Here is a 16,620-nt window from a genome sequence, read left to right as displayed (position 1 = left end):
AGCGGCACGTAGGCGAGGCCCGCGAACAGGCCGCCTCGCTATCAGTACGCATGGCGAACGCGCATTGTTCAGCACATCGCACAGAAGACCGCACCCGGGCCGTCATGGACGCCGTGCTCGGCGGCCTGCGGCCCGGGTGCGGACAAGGAGACGCTGCAACGAACGTAATCGCAGGTCAGAGGGCATGATTCAAGATCAGGCCTTCTTGGTCTCCCAGAAGATCTTGTCGATCTGGGCGATGTAGTCGAGCGCCTTCTGGCCCGTGGCCGGGTCGGTGGACGCCTTGGCGGCCGAGAGGGCCTTGAGGGCGTCGTTGACCAGCTGGTGCAGCTCCGGGTACTTCTCGAAGTGCGGCGGCTTGAAGTAGTCGCTCCACAGAACGGAGACGTGGTGCTTGGCGAGCTCGGCGCGCTGCTCCTTGATGACGGTCGCGCGAGCCTGGAAGTGCGGGTCGTCGTTGGCGGCCATCTTCTCCTGCACGGCCTTCACCGACTCCGCCTCGATGCGGGCCTGGGCCGGGTCGTACACGCCGCAGGGCAGGTCGCAGTGCGCGCTGACCTTGACCTTGGGGGCAAACAGGCGGGAAAGCATGGAGCAATCCTTCCTCGTGATCGTCTTCTCAGGTGGGACATTACTCCGTGGGAGGCGCGTTTTCGCGAGTGCCCCCGTGGGCTTAGGACAAAAGTCCGGGGTGAGACTGGGACTGGGAGTGGTGGAGGATCAGACCGGGGAGGTGCCGGTGATGCCGGAGCTGTCGCAGGAGTCCGAACGGGACAGGGCCGTGCTGCCGTTCGGGGGAGCCGAGGTGACGGGACCGTCGATGGTGCCCACGCTCCGGCACGGGGACCGGCTGGTCGTGCACTACGGGGCGCGGCTGAGGGCCGGCGACGTGGTCGTTCTGCGGCATCCCTTCCAGCAGGACCTGCTCGTGGTGAAGCGGGCCGCCGAGCGGCGTGAGGGCGGCTGGTGGGTGCTCGGCGACAACCCGTACGCCGGCGGGGACAGCACGGACTACGGGGCTGTGCCCGACGAGCTCGTGCTCGGCAAGGTGCGGTTCCGGTACCGGCCCCGGCCCGAAGGTCAGCGCTCGCTGTTCGCGCTCGTCCGCTGGCTGCTGGTCGCCGCCCGGCCGGTGCTCGCCGACCGGTCCGCCTCCAGGCGTTTGCGGGCCCGGTAGGCGGCCACGTTGGCGCGGGTCGCGCAGCGGTCCGAGCAGTAGCGCCGGGAGCGGTTGGTGGACGTGTCGAGGTAGGCGTTGCGGCACGGTGCCGCCTCGCACAGGCCCAGGCGGTCCACGCCGTACTCGGTGAGGTGGAAGGCCAGGCCCATCGCGGCGATGGCGGCGTAGCCCGCGGTCGCGTTCGAGGGGTGGTCCGCCAGGTGCATGTGCCACAGGGGGCGCCCGTCGTCGTCCCGGAAGTCATGGCCGGAGATCTGCGGGCTCACGGGGAATTCCAGGAGGAGTGAGTTCAGCAGGTCCACGGCGAGTGTCTCGTCGCCGCCGTCCGCCGCCTCGAAGACGGCGCGCAGCCGGGAGCGGACCGAGCGGAAGCGGGTCACGTCGGCGTCGGTGGCGCGACGGGCCGCCGACTGGTTGACCTCGAAGAGGTCACGGACGGCCTCCACCGAGGTGAGCGTGTCCGTGCCCCGGACCGGCTCCTCCGTGTTGACGAGACGGACCGCGTAATCCGAGTAATAGGCCAGTTCCACTTGTAGTCCTTACGGGGGCGCTCTATTGTCGTGCGGGCGGAGAAGTAATGGCTGACTGTGCTTTCAGGGTATTACGGGGCGCGGCGGAGACGCGGTGCTGAAAGGGGCTCCCATGACCACCACCACCGGAACCGACTGGCACGCCTGGCAGGAGAGCTGGGACCGACAGCAGGAGTGGTACATGCCGGACCGCGAGGAGCGGTTCCGCGTGATGCTGGACATGGTCGAGGCTCTCGTCGGCACCGCGCCCCGTGTACTGGATCTCGCCTGTGGCACGGGATCTATCACGGCCAGGCTGCTCGCCCGGTTCCCGGAGGCCACCAGCGTCGGCGTCGACCTCGACCCGGCCCTCCTCGCCATCGCCGAGGGCACGTTCGGCGGCGACGACCGGGTCACGCTCGTGACGGCCGACCTGAAGGACCCCGCATGGGTGAGGCGGCTGCCGTACGACACGTTCGACGCCGTGCTGACGGCCACCGCCCTGCACTGGCTGTTCACCGAACCCCTCGCGGCCCTCTACGGTCAGGTCGCGGAGCTCGTCCGCGACGGCGGTGTCTTCATGAACGCGGATCACATGATCGACGAGCGCACGCCCAGGATCAACGCGGCCGAGCGCGCCCACCGGCACGCCCACATGGATCAGGCCAAGGCGAACGGCGCGGTCGACTGGGCCGAATGGTGGCAGCTGGCCGCCCAGGACCCCGTCCTCGCCGAGCCCACCGCCCGCCGCTTCGAGCTCTACGGCGAGCACGCCGACGGCGACACCCCGTCCGTCGAGTGGCACACGCGGACGCTGCGGGACAGCGGCTTCGCGGAGGTTCGGCCCGTGTGGCGTTCACCGTCGGACGCCTTGGTGCTGGCGCTCAAGTAAACCGGGTGAGCCGGGTGAGCCGGGCAAGCCAGGTAAGAGGGAAGCCAGGTAAGCCAAGCCCGGCAAACGGAGACGGGCGGTACGCAGGTGCGCACCGCCCGTCTCCTTCCCGTTCTCAGCGGACCGTCAGAGCACCTTCGACAGGAACGACTGCGTGCGCTCGTGCTGCGGGTTCGTCAGAACCTCACGCGGGGTGCCGGACTCGACGACCACACCGCCGTCCATGAAGACGAGGCTGTCACCGACCTCGCGGGCGAACCCCATTTCATGGGTGACGACGACCATCGTCATGCCGGACTCGGCGAGGTCGCGCATGACGTCGAGCACGTCACCGACCAGCTCGGGGTCCAGTGCCGAGGTCGGCTCGTCGAAGAGCATCAGCTTCGGGTCCATCGCCAGCGCCCGGGCGATGGCCACGCGCTGCTGCTGGCCGCCGGAGAGCTGGGACGGGTAGCTGCCGGCCTTGTCGGCGAGGCCGACGCGGTCCAGCAGCTGCATCGCCCGCTCCCTGGCCTGGCCCTTGCTGACGCCCTTGACCTGGACCGGCGCCTCGATGACGTTCTCCAGGGCCGTCATGTGCGGGAACAGGTTGAAGCGCTGGAAGACCATGCCGATGTCACGGCGCTTCAGGGCGACCTCGCTGTCCTTGAGCTCGTACAGCTTGTCGCCCTTCTGGCGGTAGCCGACCAGCTCCCCGTCCACGTACAGCCGGCCGGCGTTGATCTTCTCAAGGTGGTTGATGCACCGCAGGAAGGTCGACTTGCCGGAGCCGGAGGGGCCGATGAGGCAGAACACCTCGCCGGACTTCACCTCCAGGTCGATCCCCTTGAGGACCTGCACATGGCCGAACGACTTGTGGACGCCCTCGGCCTTCACCATGGCGGTCGTCATGGCGCTCGTCATGCCGCGACCCCCTTTCGGCTGGAGAGGGACGTGAGGTGGGTGCGGACCCGCTGCCATGGAGTCGGCGGAAGCTGGCGGCTGGAGCCGCGTGCGTAGTACCGCTCGATGTAGTACTGGCCCACGCTCAGGACCGACGTGAGGATCAGGTACCAGGCGGCGGCCAGGAACAGCATCTCGACCGTGGCGCCGGACGTCGTGCCGATGTCCTGAGCGAACCGGAGCAGTTCGTAGTACTGGACGGCGGCCACCAGCGAGGTCGTCTTCAGCATGTTGATGACCTCGTTGCCCGTGGGCGGCACGATCACCCGCATGGCCTGCGGGATGACGATCCGGCGCAGCGTCTTGGAGTGGCTCATGCCGAGGGCGTGTGACGCCTCGGTCTGGCCCTCGTCGACGGCCAGCAGGCCGGCGCGGCAGATCTCCGCCATGTACGCGGCCTCGTTCAGGCCGAGGCCGAGCAGTGCCGTGAGGAACGGCGTCATGAAGTCGGACCACTCGTCCTTGTAGACCGGCCCGAGGTTGATGTACTCGAAGACGAAGCCGAGGTTGAACCAGACGAACAGCTGGACCAGGACCGGGGTGCCGCGGAAGAACCAGATGTAGAACCAGGCGATCGACGAGGTCACCGGGTTCTTCGACAGGCGCATCACGGCGAGGACGACGCCACCGACGATGCCGATGAGCATCGACAGGAACGTCAGCAGCAGGGTCTCGCGGACACCCTTGAGGATGCGGTCGTTGAAGAAGTAGTCGGGGATGGCGCCCCAGTTGATGGCGCCGCCTGCGAATGCCCAGATCAGCAGCCCCAGGATGGTGAGGGCCACGACCGCGGTGACGTACCGGCCGTAGTGCCGGACCGGGACGGCTCTGATGGCCTCCGGCCCGGCCGGCGGGGTCTCCGCCGGCCTGTCCGTCTTCTTGATGTCAGTCACGGATGTTGCCTTTCAGCGACGCGAGGACGGGAACGCGCTCACTTGCCGCCGTTGATCGTGGCTTCCTTGACGGCGCCGTCCGTGACGCCCCACTTCTCGATGACCTTGGTGTACTCGCCGTTCGCGATGACCGCGTCCAGCGCCGCCTTGACGGCGTCGCGCAGCTCGGTGTTCGACTTGGCGATCGCGATGCCGTACGGCGCCGCCTCCACCTGCTCGCCGACGAGCTCGAAGTCCTTGCCGCCGCCCGACTTCGCCACCGCGTACGCGGCGACCGGGAAGTCGGAGGAGCCCGCGTCCGCGCCGCCGGACCGCAGCCGGGTCTGGGCCTGCTGGTCGTTGTCGAAGGCCTCGATGGACATCGCCTTGCCCTTGGGACACTTCTTCGCCTCGGCCTTGGCCAGGTCGTGCGAGACCGTGCCGCGCTGGACGGCCAGCTTCTTGCCGCACAGGTCGGACCAGGTCTTGATGCCCTGGGTGTCGCCCTTCTTGGTGTAGATGGAGACACCCGCGGTGAAGTAGTCGACGAAGTCGACGCCCTCGCCGACCTTCTTGCCGGTGTCGGAGTCGACACCCTCCTGGCGGTCCTTGGTGTCCGTCATGGCCGACATGGCTATGTCGTAGCGCTTGGAGCGCAGACCGCCGAGCAGCGTGTCGAAGGTGCCGTTCTCGAACTCGAACTTCACGCCGAGCTGCTTGCCCATCGCGTCGGCCAGGTCGGGGTCGATACCGACCGTCTTGCCGGAGTCGTCCTTGAACTCGACCGGCGCGTACGAGATGTCCGAGCCGACCTTGATGACACCTGCCTTACGGATGTCCGCGGGCAGCTTGTCGGCCAGGGGCGCGGAGTTCGTGTTCGTCTTCTCCGAGCCGCTGCCGCTGCCGTTGTCCTTGGTCTGGTCACCGCAGCCGGTGAGCAGCAGGGCGCCCGCTACCGCGATCGCGCCGACCGCGGCCGTCCGGGAGCGCGGGGCGGTGGTGCGACGGGTCTTGCCTGCGGTCATGGTGGTGTCCTCCGGCGGGGGTGGTTGAGAGATACAGCGGTTGTGCCGTTGGGTCGACGACAACACACGTCAGTCGACGACAACACACGTCATTGGGTGTGGCGACCTTGTGCGATTACGGCATCTTGCCACTCTGACTTGGGCAGTCAGGTGACTCCATATGTCAAAATCGGATAACGGGTGACCCCCGAACCGCCGCGGGACGGTCCGCCAGGGCCGGATGCTGTGCGGGAATCCCTCCTTCCGGCCGGAAGATCTCCGGTGCATCACAGGGTGCGGTCGGACGTGAACGTCGCAGGTGTGCGGCGGTCCGGCGGCAGCTGGGTGAGCATCCGTGTGAGCGGCTGTGTGACATGTCACGGGCGCGGTCGCCGGCTGAGTGAATCCACCTCTGTGTCACGTCTCCGGTATGTGACCTCCACGTGCTGGACTCGTCGTCGAAGCCGTGCGTCGGGTAAGAAGGTTCCTTACACCCCTCATCCGGGGCCCAGGGCGCGTGTGCGGCGCGTCCGTCGCGCATTGTCCGTGCGTATCCGGCCATCCGCCTGTACGTATCGGCCATTCGGCCATCCGTCCGTGCGTATAGCCCATCGGGACCGTGCGTGGTGCCCGCCCACCCCGACCGGGAGTGGACCAACCCTCAGACAGTGAAGACCTAAGGGGTAAACGAAGTGGCAGCGGAGATCGTGAATCCTCCCACCGAGAGCAACGGCGGCAGCAGCGGCAACGCGGACCAGGAAGGCGGGGGCGAGCCTCTCGATTCCTTCGACCCCGCCTTCGCGCTGCACCGCGGCGGCAAGATGGCCGTGCAGGCCACCGTGCCGGTCCGCGACAAGGACGACCTGTCCCTCGCCTACACACCCGGCGTCGCCCGAGTGTGCACCGCCATCGCCGAGCAGCCGGCACTCGTCCACGACTACACCTGGAAGTCGTCCGTGGTCGCCGTGGTGACCGACGGCACGGCCGTGCTGGGGCTCGGGGACATCGGGCCCGAGGCCTCCCTCCCCGTGATGGAGGGCAAGGCGATCCTGTTCAAGCAGTTCGGGGGCGTCGACGCCGTGCCGATCGCGCTGGACTGCACGGATGTGGACGAGATCGTCGAGACCGTGGTCCGGCTCGCGCCCTCGTTCGGCGGTGTGAACCTGGAGGACATCTCGGCACCGCGGTGCTTCGAGATCGAGCGTCGGCTGCAGGAGCAGCTGGACATTCCGGTCTTCCACGACGATCAGCACGGTACGGCGGTCGTGACGCTGGCGGCCCTGCGGAACGCCGCGCGACTGTCGGGGCGGGAGCTGGGTGATCTGCGGGCGGTGATCTCGGGCGCGGGCGCGGCCGGGGTCGCCATCGCGAAGATGCTCCTGGGGGCAGGGATCGGGGACGTCTCGGTCGCGGACCGCAAGGGAGTCGTCTCCGCCGACCGGGACGACCTGACTCCGGTCAAGCGGGAGCTCGCGGAGATCACGAACAAGTCCGGGCTGTCGGGGTCGCTGGAGGCGGCGCTGGCGGGTGCGGACGTGTTCATCGGGGTGTCCGGCGGTACGGTGCCGGAGCCGGCCGTGGCGTCGATGGCCGAGGGTGCGTTCGTGTTCGCCATGGCCAACCCGAACCCCGAGGTGCACCCGGACGTGGCCCACAAGTACGCGGCGGTGGTCGCCACCGGGCGGTCCGACTTCCCCAACCAGATCAACAACGTGCTGGCGTTCCCCGGGATCTTCGCCGGGGCGTTGCAGGTGCGGGCCTCCCGGATCACCGAGGGCATGAAGATCGCGGCGGCTGACGCGCTGGCCGCGGTCGTCGGTGACGATCTCGCGCCCGACTACGTCATCCCGTCGCCCTTCGACGAGCGGGTCGCCCCGGCGGTCACCGCGGCGGTCGCTGCGGCGGCGCGGGCGGAAGGGGTCGCGCGCCGGTAGGTGCGGGGTCGCTCCGCGGGTTCCTGTTCGAGTTGGGCTCCGTCCGGTGTGGGCGGAGCCCAATGCGTTGGTTCGGGGCCAAGGCTTCGGCCGGGTGGGTGATGTGTGGCGGATTGTTGCCCGGCTTTCCCGTTGTGGTGGCTTGGGCGCCTGGGGTTCGTGCGGGGTCGGGGGCGCGCCGGGAGGTCTCCGTCCTCGGTCCGGCGGGTCTGTGCGGGAGTCAGGTGCTCGGCGGCGGACGCCGGCCGCTGCGGGCGGACACCTCCCGGCACACCCCCTGCCGTGCGTACGCGGCTGCCGGTGCTTTGTGGCGGCGGTGCGTTGTGATGTCGGGCGCGTGTCAGGCTTTTAGGGGCGCGGGGAACTGCGCGACCCGGAGGGGCATGTCACAGCCGGGGCTGGTTCCCTCGGTCGGGGCGGAGCCCTAAGGTCGGGGCCATGTTCGCTGCTTACGCTGCTCGGATTGACCGTGACCAGCCCCTTCACGGGCTGGAGTTGGGGGAGCGTCCGGCTCCCGAACCGAGGCCGGGCTGGACGACCGTGAGGGTGAAGGCGGCCTCGCTGAACCACCACGACCTGTGGTCCCTGAAGGGCGTCGGGCTGGGTGAGGACAAACTGCCGATGATCCTCGGGTGTGACGCGGCGGGTGTGGACGAGGACGGCAACGAGGTCGTACTGCACTCGGTGATCGGACAGAGCGGTCATGGGGTGGGACCCAAGGAGCCGCGCTCCATCCTCACCGAGCGCTACCAGGGGACGTTCGCCGAACTCGTCGCCGTACCCACGTGGAACGTACTGCCGAAGCCCAAGGAACTGTCGTTCGAGGAGGCCGCCTGTCTGCCCACGGCCTGGCTGACGGCGTATCGCATGCTCTTCACGAACGCCGGAGTGCGGCCGGGTGACTCGATCCTCGTCCAGGGCGCCGGTGGCGGTGTCGCCACCGCGGCCATCGTGCTGGGCAAGGCCGCCGGCCTGCGGGTGTTCGCCACCAGCCGGCACGAGTCGAAGCGCAAGCGGGCTGTGGAGCTGGGCGCGGTGGAGGCGCTGGAGTCGGGGGCGCGGCTGCCGGAGCGCGTCGACGCCGTCATCGAGACCGTGGGCGCCGCGACCTGGTCCCACTCCGTGAAGTCCCTGAAGCCCGGTGGCACGCTCGTCATCTCGGGTGCCACCAGTGGTGACCGGCCTTCCCACGCCGAACTGACCCGCATCTTCTTCCTGGAGCTGAAGGTGGTCGGCTCCACCATGGGCACGAAGGACGAGTTGGAGGATCTGCTGTCCTTCTGTGCGGCGACCGGTGTGCGGCCCGTGATCGACGAGGTGCTGCCCCTCGACCGTGCCCGGGAGGGCTTCGAGCGGCTGGAGGCCGGTGATCTGTTCGGGAAGATCGTGCTGACGATTCCCTGAAGGAGAAAGGGCGGAGCACAAGGGCGTCAACTGGGGTTGACATTATGGAGGGTGTCAACATAGGTTGACGTCATGACCGAAGCAACGGATCTCGCAGCGCGTGCGGGTGACCGTGATCCGCGGATCGGACTGCGGGCGGTCGCCGCGCTGCGGAGGCTGCTGGAGCAGTTGGAAGCGGTTCAGGTGCGCAGTGCGCGCAATCAGGGTTGGTCGTGGCAGGAGATCGCCGCGGAACTCGGGGTGAGCAGGCAGGCCGTGCACAAGAAGTACGGGAGGCAGTGATGTTCGAACGGTTCACGAAGGACGCCCGCGCCGTCGTCTTCGGCGCGGTCGACCATGCCGAACGGTCACGCGCGGCCATGGTCGACGAGGAGCACCTGCTGCTCGCGTTGCTCGACCGGGAGGCCGGCCGCGCCGCGTTCGCCCTGGACGCCCTGGGGTTGGCCGAGCAGCGGGGCTCCATGGAGCGCTCGCTCGCCGAGGCCCACCGTCGTGGCGGTCTCTCCCGCGCCGACGCGGAGGCTCTCTCCGGCCTCGGTATCGACCTGACGGAGATCGTCTCCCGGGTCGAAGAGGTCCATGGAGTGGGGGCGTTGGAGTCCGGGAGGGAGGACGGGAAGGGGGACGGGAAGAAGAAGGTGAGGGGTGGCCGGTGGGCCGGTCATCGACCCTTCGCCCCGGGTGCCAAGCAACTGTTGGCCCAGTCCCTCCGCGTCGCCCTGGCCCATCGCCACCGTCACATCGGAGATGAGCACCTGCTTCTGGCCCTCACGGCACGCCCGGGGGTCGCCGCGGAGGTCCTGGCGGATCACGGGGTGACGTATATGGCGGTGGAACGAGTGCTGTGGGGTGGCGAGGGACAGGCGAAGGCCGGATGAGGGCCTGAGGCTCGCCGCCTCGCCGCCTCGCTGTCTCGTCGGCACCCGCCATTCGCCGCCGTTCCCATCACCTCATCCCTTGGGTGCCCGCAACGCCGCTTCGATGTGGGCCGCCGCCGTGGACAAGTGGCGGCGGGCCTCGCGGAGTTGGTCCTCTGTGATGCCCCGGTCGCGGGCCGTGTCGCGGATGTCGTCACGGAAGCGGTCGAGGAGGCGGTCCAGGTCGCGGGCGGGGTTGCCCGTGGAGGGCTCGTGGGCCCAGACGGGCTCGTACTCGGCGGGGAAGTCCCCCGGAGTGGTCGTGTACTCCGGGGAGGGGGTGGCGGTGTTGGGTGCCCCCGCCGTGTCCGTCCCGGTCCCGGTCCCGGTCCCGGTACCTGTCTTCGTGCCCGTGCCCGTGCCTGTGTCGGACGTTGCTCCTGCGCGGCCGAAGCCGAAGTCCTTGCCCCAGTCCTTTCCGAAATCGCCGAATTCCTTTGCCAGTTCGGAGAGCCCCTCGCGTACCCCGGTTGGCCAGTCGCCTCGCGCGAAGTGGTCCTGGACCTGTTCCTGAACGCGCTTGGCGAGGCGCTGGAACTCCTCCTGTGCCTGTGTGCGGGCGTGGTCCTGGGCCTCCTTGGCCTGGCGGCGGGCTCGCTGGGCCTCCTCGCGGGCCCGACGGCTCTCGTCCTTCGCCCGGCGGGCCTGTTCCTTCCACTCCTGCTTGACGCGGCGCATCTCCTCCTTCGCGGCGCGCCAGGCCTCCTTGTCGGCGTAGTCCCCGAAGTCGCCGAGCGGGCCCTGCTCCCGGGCCCCGCTCCTGGTGCCCTTGCGCGCCTCGGAGGCCGCCGCGCGCATCTCGCGGCGCAGGTCGCCCGCCGCGCCCCGGACGTCGGCACGGATCTCCGCGGCCAGCTCCGCCACCGACTCGCGGATCTCCAGCTCCAGGTCGGCCAACTCGCCGCTGCGGTCGGCCAGTTCGGCGCGGCCCGCATCCGTGATCGCGTACACCTTGCGGCCGCCCTCGGTGGTGTGCGTGACCAGGCCCTCGGCCTCCAGCTTGGCCAGGCGCGGGTAGACGGTGCCCGCTGACGGCGCGTAGAGGCCCTGGAAGCGCTCCTCCAGGAGGCGGATCACCTCATAGCCGTGGCGCGGGGCCTCGTCCAGCAGCTTCAGCAGGTAGAGGCGGAGGCGTCCATGAGCGAAGACGGGGGGCATGTCAGAGAACCTTCTTGTCGGTCGTGCCGTCGGACGCATTCTCGCCGGATCCGGTGCCGGCCGGTTTCGGGTCCTCCAGGTCCGAAGGGGGTGACGAGTTCCACGTGTTCGACGTGTTCGACGTGTTCGACGAGTTGGACGTATCCGAAGGGGCCGGAGCCGGGGCCGGAGAAGTCGGGGAGGCCGGGGACTCGTCCTCCGATGGGGGCCTGCGGAGCAGGGCGATCGAGCCCGAGATCGTGGTCGCCCTCAGCCTGCCCTTGCCCTCGCCGAGACGGCCCGTGATCTTGTGGGCACCCCAGGGGCCGCTGACCCGGAGGTCGTCGAAGGCGTTGGTGATCGTGCCGCTCGCCGTGTTCGCCTCGACCTCCGCGTCCGCGGGCTGGGGGAGCCGGATGGCGATCTCGCCCGAGACGCTGGTGAGGCCGAGGTCCGTGGGGCTGTTCGTGGGGTCGAGGTCGAGGATGATCGAACCGCTCACCGAGTCGGCCTTCACGGTGGGGCAGGAACCCTCGATGACCGTCAGATCACCGGAGACGGAGCTCAACCGCAGCTCGCCGGTGACGGCTTGCGCCTCCACGTTCCCCGAGATCGTCGTCGCGCGCACCGGGCCCGACAGGCCGACCAGGGTCGTGTCGCCCGAGACGCCCTTCACCTCCGTACTGCCGTCGAGTCCGGAGACGACGGCCGTCGCGCCTATGACGCCCACCTCGACGCGTGTGCGGGCCGGAACAGTCAGGGAGATCAGCGCCTTTCGGCGCCATCCCTTGCGGTCGAGCCACTTCAGGAAGCCCTTCCAGGGGAGGTCGTCGTACGCCACCGTCAGCGTGCCGTCCTTCTGCGTCACCGTCAGAGGCGGCCCCTCGATGTCGGACACCTCCAGGCGCGGCGGACCCTCGTCCGTGCCCACGACGTTCACCGTTCCATTGACGACGCGTACATGGAGCGCCGTCACGGGGTCGTCGAACGTGAGCTTCCGTGGCTCGGTGACGGACCACTCGGACATGGTGCGGACCTCCTCGACCGGACGGACGCGCCATATCGCGTCTTCTGTCGTTCACGATATATCGCGGTCGCGGAAAGTCAAGGCGTCCGTTCTGGTGAGCCCGTGGGGACTTATGCGGATAAAACGTCCTGTGTAAAGCAAAGGGCTTCCTTGAGGTGAGCACCAGCCGCCCACTCGCGAGGCGGCCGAAGCGCAGTCGGCGGCCAGGAGGCGCCGTTCTACTCCTCGTCGTCCTCGTCGTCCAGCCGCGCCAGCCACGTGGCAAGGCGCTCCACCGGCACCTCGAAGTCCGGGTTCAGGTCGACGAACGTCCGCAGCTGCTCGGCGAGCCACTCGAAGGTGACCTCCTCCTCGCCGCGCCGCTTCTCCAGCTCCTCGATGCCACGGTCGGTGAAGTACATGGGTGGTGCTCCGTCGGTTCTGTGAAGGGTGGGAATCCTCCCTCGCGGGAAGAACTCTTCCCCTACCGCAACAAAGGGCGAGGACTTCCTGGGAGGGGAGCCAAGGAAAAGGATAGGCGGCTCAGCTGGGCGCCTGAGGGCCCTCGCGGGCCGGCCGCGACACCACTGGCCTGCGCGCCGGGCAGGCGGGATCATGGGGCTCAGGGGAACGGGGAAACGGGGGATGCCATGGGGGACGTGACGCGCGTCGCGCGGATCGAGATGCCGGACGGGACGCCCGTGTGGGCCCGGATATCGGGGGCCGAGGAGTTGGCCGTACCGTCCGGGGAGCTGTCGTATACGGACACCGGGTTCGCCGACCGGGTGGAGGCGCAGGTCGAGAGCCTGCAGGCGGTCGTCACGAGCGTCGCGCGCTCGCTGGCCGCACCCCTGCGCGCGGTCCGCCCGGACGAGGTCAGCGTCGAGTTCGGGATCGAGCTGACGGCAAAGGCGGGCAAGGTCGTCGGTCTGCTCGCAGACGGGGAGACCAAGGCGGGCATCAAGGTCACGCTGACCTGGAACGGCGGGCCGCCCGGCCCGGGCTCGCCCGGTTCGGATCTACCCGGTCCGGACTCGCATGGTTCGGATTCGCCCGATCCGGGCTCGCGTGGTCCGGGCTCGCGTGCTCCGGACTCGCCTGGTCCGGACTCGCCTGGTCTGTCTCCTCGTGATCCAGCCCTTCCCCGCTCCGGCCAGGGCGACCGGCCCGGTGGTGGTGCGCACGCGGGCGCGTCTCCCGGCGCTTCGGTGCATGGAGGCGCGGACGGCCCCGTCACCAGGAGCGGGGCATGACGGGCGGGCACGCCCCGGGCGCATCGGACGGGTTCGGCGACGCCCATCGTGCGCTCCGTGAACTCGTCATGGCCGCGACAGTGCGCATCCATCGGGCGGGCGTCGGGTATGCCCTCGACGAGCCCGGGACGTTCCTCGGAAGCGGCTTCTTCGTCGCACCGAACTGGGTTCTGACCTGCGCGCACGTGCCGAGGAGCGGGAAGGGGGGTGAGGTCACCGTGGTTTACGAGACCGGTTCGGGCCGCGGTGCCACCGCTGTCGCCGGAGAAGTGGCGGCCACCCTCCCGGAGTGCGCCGATCTTCCCGCACAGGGCACCTGGCCGGCTCCGGACCTCGCCCTCGTACGGCTCCGCGAGCCCGTCGACCACGAGTGCGTGTACGTCTCCGAGCGGCCCGCCGCGTATTACAGCGAGAGCAAGGTGCTCTATGCCGGCTGGACCGTGCTGGGCGGGCAGCTGGTGCTAATGGACGGCCCGCTCTCGGTGCACGGCGGCGTGCGCGGAGCGTCGGCGGGGGTGCAGATGCGGCTGGGCGACAACGACCTGCCGCCGGGCGTCTCCGGAGGACCGGTGGTCGACCCCGAGCGCGGCGAGGTCGTCGGCATCCTGAAGTCCCGGTCGGACCGCGGCAGCGGGGGCACCTCCATGGGGATCGAGCAGTTACGGACGCTGCCGGTGCCGCGGGAGGAGAAGCGCGCCGAGCACGACGACCTGTACCAGGCGGTCCTGCACGCCCATGACCGCTACCACCGGGACAGGCAGCGGCACGCCGACTCCGTCCGCCCCACCTGGGCCGACGCGCAGAGCCAGCTCCGCGCACGCCCCGGGCGCACCCTCAGCCCGGACGAGCGCGTCGAGCTGCTCGGCCGGCTCGCGGATCTCCCGCCTCCGGTCAGCACCCGCAGCCTGCTCGACCTCCTCGACTCCCTTCCGGACCACGAGGCCGCGGTTCCGCCGCCGGCGCCGCGCGGCTGGCGTGACGGTCTCGGCGCTTTGTACGCGAGTGCCCGCCAGGACGGCGCGTTGAAGCTCCTCCTCGACTATGTGGTGGGAGTCCTGTTCGCCGAGCGTCCGTTCTCCACTCCCGGCACCCAGGATGCCGAGCACGCCCTGTGGGAATGGGTGCGGCAGGCCGCGCTGCGCCTCTCCCCGAAGCACCGGCGCAGGTTCGCGCAACTGCGGACGGAATGGATGCGGCAACGGTCGCAGGCTCCGGGGACGCCGTCCGCAGGACAGCGTCTCGGCAGGCCGGACCCCGGACGAACCGTACCCACCGCGCTGCTCGAACTCCTGGAGCGCGGCTGGCAGCGCGACCACTGCGACTGGAGGGTCTCCGTGGTGCATCCCGGCGGGGAGATCGAGCGCCTGGACGAGGCCGAACAGGCTCCCCTGGACAGACTCCCCGAGCACCTCGCCGGAGCTCTGGCCGAGGCGTTCCGCCGGTGCGACGAGGACGAACGGCCCGCCGTCCTCCAGGTGGCGCTGCCTCATGCGCTGCTCGGACTCGCCGTGGACGCCTGGCAGCTGGCACCCGGAGAGCCCCCGCTGGGCGCGTACCGTCCCGTCGTGGTCCGCAGCGCCGACCGCGAGCAGCCGTTCGATGAGGGAGAGTTCTGGCCCTCCGAGCGTGACCGGCCCTACGGCGCAGACGACGCGCATGACCCACGCCCGGCACATGCGGCACATGGCGCACAAGGTGCACCTGGCGCGTACGACGCGCATACCGCGCATGACCCGCATGCCGCGCACGACCCGCATGCCGCGCACGACCCGCATGCCGCGCACGACCCGCATACCGCGCATGACCCGCATGGCGCGCTCGCCCCTCACGACCCGCCTCGCACCCCGCACACCCACGACGAGCGCGAGTCCCGCTGGCACTGGGTGCACGCGCATGCCGCCAAGGCGGAAGTCCTGGACTGTGACGACGGATTACGGATACCCGTACCGACCGTGAACCGGCTCCGTGGTCTGCATCCCGGCGCCGTGCCGGTGCTGTGCCGCTACGGCGACCAGCGCTTCGAGGGCGACGCGATGGCGCTTGCCCGCATCGTGCACGGCGGCTTCGGCGTGGCCCTGTGGCGGCGCTGGAGTGGGGGAACGGATGCCGTGTGCGGTGAGTTCCACCGGAGGGCGGGCGACACGGTCGCGGTCGCGGGCGGCGCCGACCGGCTCCCGGAGCTGGTGCGCACGCTGCGCGCAGGAGTGCGCGCGGGGCGCACGGAGACGTTCTGGGCGGACGGCATCGCGCTGTTCTACGACGATCCGCACCAGCCCCTGCCCGGTGCCGGTGGTGACCTGCTGGAGGCCCCATGAACCGGCCAAGTCCCGGAGCCCGCCGGGCACTTACCAGGCTTCCGGCGGATCGATACGGTGATGCACGTTCTACCGACCGCAACGCGTGTTCGACGGCTGCCAGGGGCGGACGAGTGACGACGAGGACCGGACCATGACCGAAGCCAGGACCGAATCCAGCGAGTGGCTCATCTACCGAGGCGCCGGGGAACCCCACGACGGCATGGACCGGCTGCCCCCGCCCCCGCCGTGGCGCGACTTCGCGAGCCGGGAGACCGCCGGACCCGGTGCGGACGGCTCCCAGAACCGCCGACTCGGCGCGCACCGGCACCTCGCCGAACTGCACCGGCCCGGCGCCGAGGAACTGGAGATGATCAACGCGGCGCTCTATCTGCGCCGTCCCCTCCTGGTCACCGGCAGCCCCGGAGCCGGCAAGAGCACGCTGGCCCACTCCGTCGCGTACGAACTCGGGCTGGGCAATGTCCTCAAGTGGTCCGTCGTCAGCCGCTCCACGCTCCAGGACGGCCTCTACCACTACGACGCCATCGCGCGGCTCCAGGACGTGCAGATCGCCGCGCAGGGAGGGTTCACAAGCGCGGCCGGCGGCGGGGCCGGCAGCCCGGGAGCCGTCGAGGGAATCGGCAGCTACATCCGCCTCGGACCGCTCGGTACCGCCCTGCTGCCCTCCGACATGCCCCGCGTACTGCTCATCGACGAGCTCGACAAGAGTGACATCGACCTGCCGAACGACCTGCTCAACGTGCTGGAGGAAGGCGAGTTCGCCATCCCCGAACTGGAGCGCGTCGCCGACCGGCTGCCGGACGGGGAGGCCGAGGTGCTCACCGCCGACGGCGCCAAGGTGCGGGTGCGCGACGGCCGGGTGCGCTGCCGCGCCTTCCCCTTCGTGGTCCTCACCAGCAACGGGGAGCGCGACTTCCCGGCTCCCCTGATGCGCCGCTGCATCCACCTGGAGCTCGGCCGGCCGGACCACAAACGGCTCGCCACCTTCGTACGCGCCCACCTGGGCGACGAGGCCGCGCGCCGTGGCGACGATCTGATCACCCACTTCCTGGAGCGTTCCCGCAGCGAGCTCCTCGCCTCCGACCAACTGCTGAACGCGATCTACCTCACCGACGCGGCCGCCCCGGCCAGCCGCGACCGACTCGCCGACCTGCTCATCCAGCGACTCGACCGCCCGAGGTGAGGCGCTGATGCCCGACGCTGCGGCGGGCCACGGTCCGGGCTCCCCCGGCGGGACACCGGGCGGGACACCCGG

17 protein-coding genes are annotated in these 16,620 nt (G+C 69.8%); 9 read left to right on the top strand and 8 right to left on the bottom strand.

Translation table 11 applies throughout. The annotated features are described in order from the left end of the window. Positions 1 to 195 precede the first annotated feature (195 nt). Entirely contained in the window at positions 196 to 591 is a 396-nt protein-coding gene (sodN, locus tag IE262_RS32330) for a superoxide dismutase, Ni (RefSeq protein ID WP_020123534.1), read from the bottom strand. Positions 592 to 742: 151 nt separating this feature from the next. Between sodN and sodX the strand changes: the two genes are divergently transcribed. After that, a complete protein-coding gene (gene sodX, locus IE262_RS32325) occupies positions 743 to 1,177 on the top strand; it encodes a nickel-type superoxide dismutase maturation protease (RefSeq protein WP_134029626.1) in 435 nt (144 codons plus the stop codon). Here the strand turns inward: sodX and IE262_RS32320 are convergent. Next, the gene (locus tag IE262_RS32320) at positions 1,081 to 1,710 is read right to left on the bottom strand and encodes a CGNR zinc finger domain-containing protein (RefSeq protein WP_134029629.1); all 630 of its coding nucleotides are present in this window, start codon (positions 1,708 to 1,710) and stop codon (positions 1,081 to 1,083) included. The two genes, sodX and IE262_RS32320, sit on opposite strands and share 97 nt — an antisense overlap. Positions 1,711 to 1,822: 112 nt before the next feature. Between IE262_RS32320 and IE262_RS32315 the strand changes: the two genes are divergently transcribed. Continuing rightward, entirely contained in the window at positions 1,823 to 2,581 is a 759-nt protein-coding gene (locus IE262_RS32315; protein ID WP_134029633.1) for a class I SAM-dependent methyltransferase, read from the top strand. A gap of 126 nt (positions 2,582 to 2,707) precedes the next feature. Here IE262_RS32315 and IE262_RS32310 read toward each other — a convergent pair whose 3' ends face one another. Genes IE262_RS32310 through IE262_RS32300 form a run of 3 tightly spaced genes read right to left on the bottom strand, consistent with a single transcriptional unit; the run spans position 2,708 to position 5,420 of the window. Then, the gene (locus tag IE262_RS32310) at positions 2,708 to 3,484 is read right to left on the bottom strand and encodes an amino acid ABC transporter ATP-binding protein (RefSeq protein WP_308432822.1); all 777 of its coding nucleotides are present in this window, start codon (positions 3,482 to 3,484) and stop codon (positions 2,708 to 2,710) included. Further along, complete coding sequence (locus tag IE262_RS32305; RefSeq protein WP_134029636.1) at positions 3,481 to 4,416, bottom strand: amino acid ABC transporter permease; 936 nt, start codon at positions 4,414 to 4,416, stop codon at positions 3,481 to 3,483. The genes IE262_RS32310 and IE262_RS32305 overlap by 4 nt, the downstream gene beginning before the upstream one ends. A gap of 38 nt (positions 4,417 to 4,454) precedes the next feature. Next, entirely contained in the window at positions 4,455 to 5,420 is a 966-nt protein-coding gene (locus tag IE262_RS32300; protein WP_134029639.1) for an ABC transporter substrate-binding protein, read from the bottom strand. 671 nt (positions 5,421 to 6,091) lie between these two features. Between IE262_RS32300 and IE262_RS32295 the strand changes: the two genes are divergently transcribed. The 4 genes from IE262_RS32295 to IE262_RS32280 all read left to right on the top strand — a co-directional run bounded on the left by IE262_RS32295 (position 6,092) and on the right by IE262_RS32280 (position 9,615). Next, positions 6,092 to 7,333 (top strand): NAD(P)-dependent malic enzyme, encoded by a 1,242-nt coding sequence (locus tag IE262_RS32295; RefSeq protein ID WP_189878702.1) that lies wholly within the window; start codon positions 6,092 to 6,094, stop codon positions 7,331 to 7,333. A 438-nt stretch (positions 7,334 to 7,771) separates the two neighbouring features. Continuing rightward, on the top strand, positions 7,772 to 8,737 hold the full coding sequence (locus IE262_RS32290) for a zinc-binding dehydrogenase (RefSeq protein ID WP_134029646.1): 966 nt from the start codon (positions 7,772 to 7,774) through the stop codon (positions 8,735 to 8,737). Positions 8,738 to 8,809: 72 nt separating this feature from the next. Continuing rightward, on the top strand, positions 8,810 to 9,019 hold the full coding sequence (locus IE262_RS32285; protein WP_134029649.1) for a helix-turn-helix domain-containing protein: 210 nt from the start codon (positions 8,810 to 8,812) through the stop codon (positions 9,017 to 9,019). Continuing rightward, the gene (locus IE262_RS32280) at positions 9,019 to 9,615 is read left to right on the top strand and encodes a Clp protease N-terminal domain-containing protein (protein WP_189878701.1); all 597 of its coding nucleotides are present in this window, start codon (positions 9,019 to 9,021) and stop codon (positions 9,613 to 9,615) included. The genes IE262_RS32285 and IE262_RS32280 overlap by 1 nt, the downstream gene beginning before the upstream one ends. 72 nt (positions 9,616 to 9,687) lie before the next feature. Here IE262_RS32280 and IE262_RS32275 read toward each other — a convergent pair whose 3' ends face one another. From IE262_RS32275 to IE262_RS32265, 3 genes are all read right to left on the bottom strand, one after another. Continuing rightward, positions 9,688 to 10,812, bottom strand: a complete 1,125-nt coding sequence (locus tag IE262_RS32275; RefSeq protein ID WP_189878699.1) for a PadR family transcriptional regulator — start codon at positions 10,810 to 10,812, stop codon at positions 9,688 to 9,690. 1 nt (position 10,813) lies between these two features. Next, positions 10,814 to 11,818, bottom strand: a complete 1,005-nt coding sequence (locus tag IE262_RS32270; RefSeq protein WP_189878697.1) for a DUF4097 family beta strand repeat-containing protein — start codon at positions 11,816 to 11,818, stop codon at positions 10,814 to 10,816. Between the two features lie 218 nt (positions 11,819 to 12,036). After that, positions 12,037 to 12,219: a DUF6104 family protein gene (locus tag IE262_RS32265; RefSeq protein ID WP_005312030.1), complete on the bottom strand. Its 183-nt coding sequence runs from the start codon at positions 12,217 to 12,219 to the stop codon at positions 12,037 to 12,039. A 228-nt stretch (positions 12,220 to 12,447) separates the two neighbouring features. Between IE262_RS32265 and IE262_RS32260 the strand changes: the two genes are divergently transcribed. The 3 genes from IE262_RS32260 to IE262_RS32250 all read left to right on the top strand — a co-directional run bounded on the left by IE262_RS32260 (position 12,448) and on the right by IE262_RS32250 (position 16,548). Then, positions 12,448 to 13,050 carry a CU044_2847 family protein gene (locus tag IE262_RS32260; RefSeq protein ID WP_189878695.1) on the top strand — a complete coding sequence of 201 codons (603 nt, stop codon included), beginning with the start codon at positions 12,448 to 12,450 and terminating at the stop codon, positions 13,048 to 13,050. Beyond that, positions 13,047 to 15,365, top strand: coding sequence for a VMAP-C domain-containing protein (locus IE262_RS32255; protein WP_229877695.1), 2,319 nt, complete (start codon positions 13,047 to 13,049; stop codon positions 15,363 to 15,365). Before IE262_RS32260 ends, IE262_RS32255 begins: the two co-directional genes overlap by 4 nt. A gap of 133 nt (positions 15,366 to 15,498) precedes the next feature. Further along, positions 15,499 to 16,548 (top strand): AAA family ATPase, encoded by a 1,050-nt coding sequence (locus tag IE262_RS32250; RefSeq protein WP_189878693.1) that lies wholly within the window; start codon positions 15,499 to 15,501, stop codon positions 16,546 to 16,548. Positions 16,549 to 16,620: the final 72 nt, after the last annotated feature.

This window comes from Streptomyces bluensis, from assembly GCF_014650715.1.
Taxonomy (GTDB): Bacteria; Actinomycetota; Actinomycetes; order Streptomycetales; family Streptomycetaceae; genus Streptomyces; species Streptomyces bluensis.
Note: the sequence above shows the minus strand (reverse complement) of the source record. Positions and strands in the feature narration are given on the sequence as shown.

Coding starts and splice junctions, on each gene's coding strand:
- sodN (WP_020123534.1), bottom strand. CDS start 591: ATGCTTTCCCGCCTGTTTGCCCCCAAGGTCAAGGTCAGCGCGCACTGC.
- sodX (WP_134029626.1), top strand. CDS start 743: ATGCCGGAGCTGTCGCAGGAGTCCGAACGGGACAGGGCCGTGCTGCCG.
- IE262_RS32315 (WP_134029633.1), top strand. CDS start 1,823: ATGACCACCACCACCGGAACCGACTGGCACGCCTGGCAGGAGAGCTGG.
- IE262_RS32310 (WP_308432822.1), bottom strand. CDS start 3,484: ATGACGAGCGCCATGACGACCGCCATGGTGAAGGCCGAGGGCGTCCAC.
- IE262_RS32300 (WP_134029639.1), bottom strand. CDS start 5,420: ATGACCGCAGGCAAGACCCGTCGCACCACCGCCCCGCGCTCCCGGACG.
- IE262_RS32290 (WP_134029646.1), top strand. CDS start 7,772: ATGTTCGCTGCTTACGCTGCTCGGATTGACCGTGACCAGCCCCTTCAC.
- IE262_RS32285 (WP_134029649.1), top strand. CDS start 8,810: ATGACCGAAGCAACGGATCTCGCAGCGCGTGCGGGTGACCGTGATCCG.
- IE262_RS32280 (WP_189878701.1), top strand. CDS start 9,019: ATGTTCGAACGGTTCACGAAGGACGCCCGCGCCGTCGTCTTCGGCGCG.
- IE262_RS32275 (WP_189878699.1), bottom strand. CDS start 10,812: ATGCCCCCCGTCTTCGCTCATGGACGCCTCCGCCTCTACCTGCTGAAG.
- IE262_RS32270 (WP_189878697.1), bottom strand. CDS start 11,818: ATGTCCGAGTGGTCCGTCACCGAGCCACGGAAGCTCACGTTCGACGAC.
- IE262_RS32265 (WP_005312030.1), bottom strand. CDS start 12,219: ATGTACTTCACCGACCGTGGCATCGAGGAGCTGGAGAAGCGGCGCGGC.
- IE262_RS32260 (WP_189878695.1), top strand. CDS start 12,448: ATGGGGGACGTGACGCGCGTCGCGCGGATCGAGATGCCGGACGGGACG.
- IE262_RS32255 (WP_229877695.1), top strand. CDS start 13,047: ATGACGGGCGGGCACGCCCCGGGCGCATCGGACGGGTTCGGCGACGCC.
- IE262_RS32250 (WP_189878693.1), top strand. CDS start 15,499: ATGACCGAAGCCAGGACCGAATCCAGCGAGTGGCTCATCTACCGAGGC.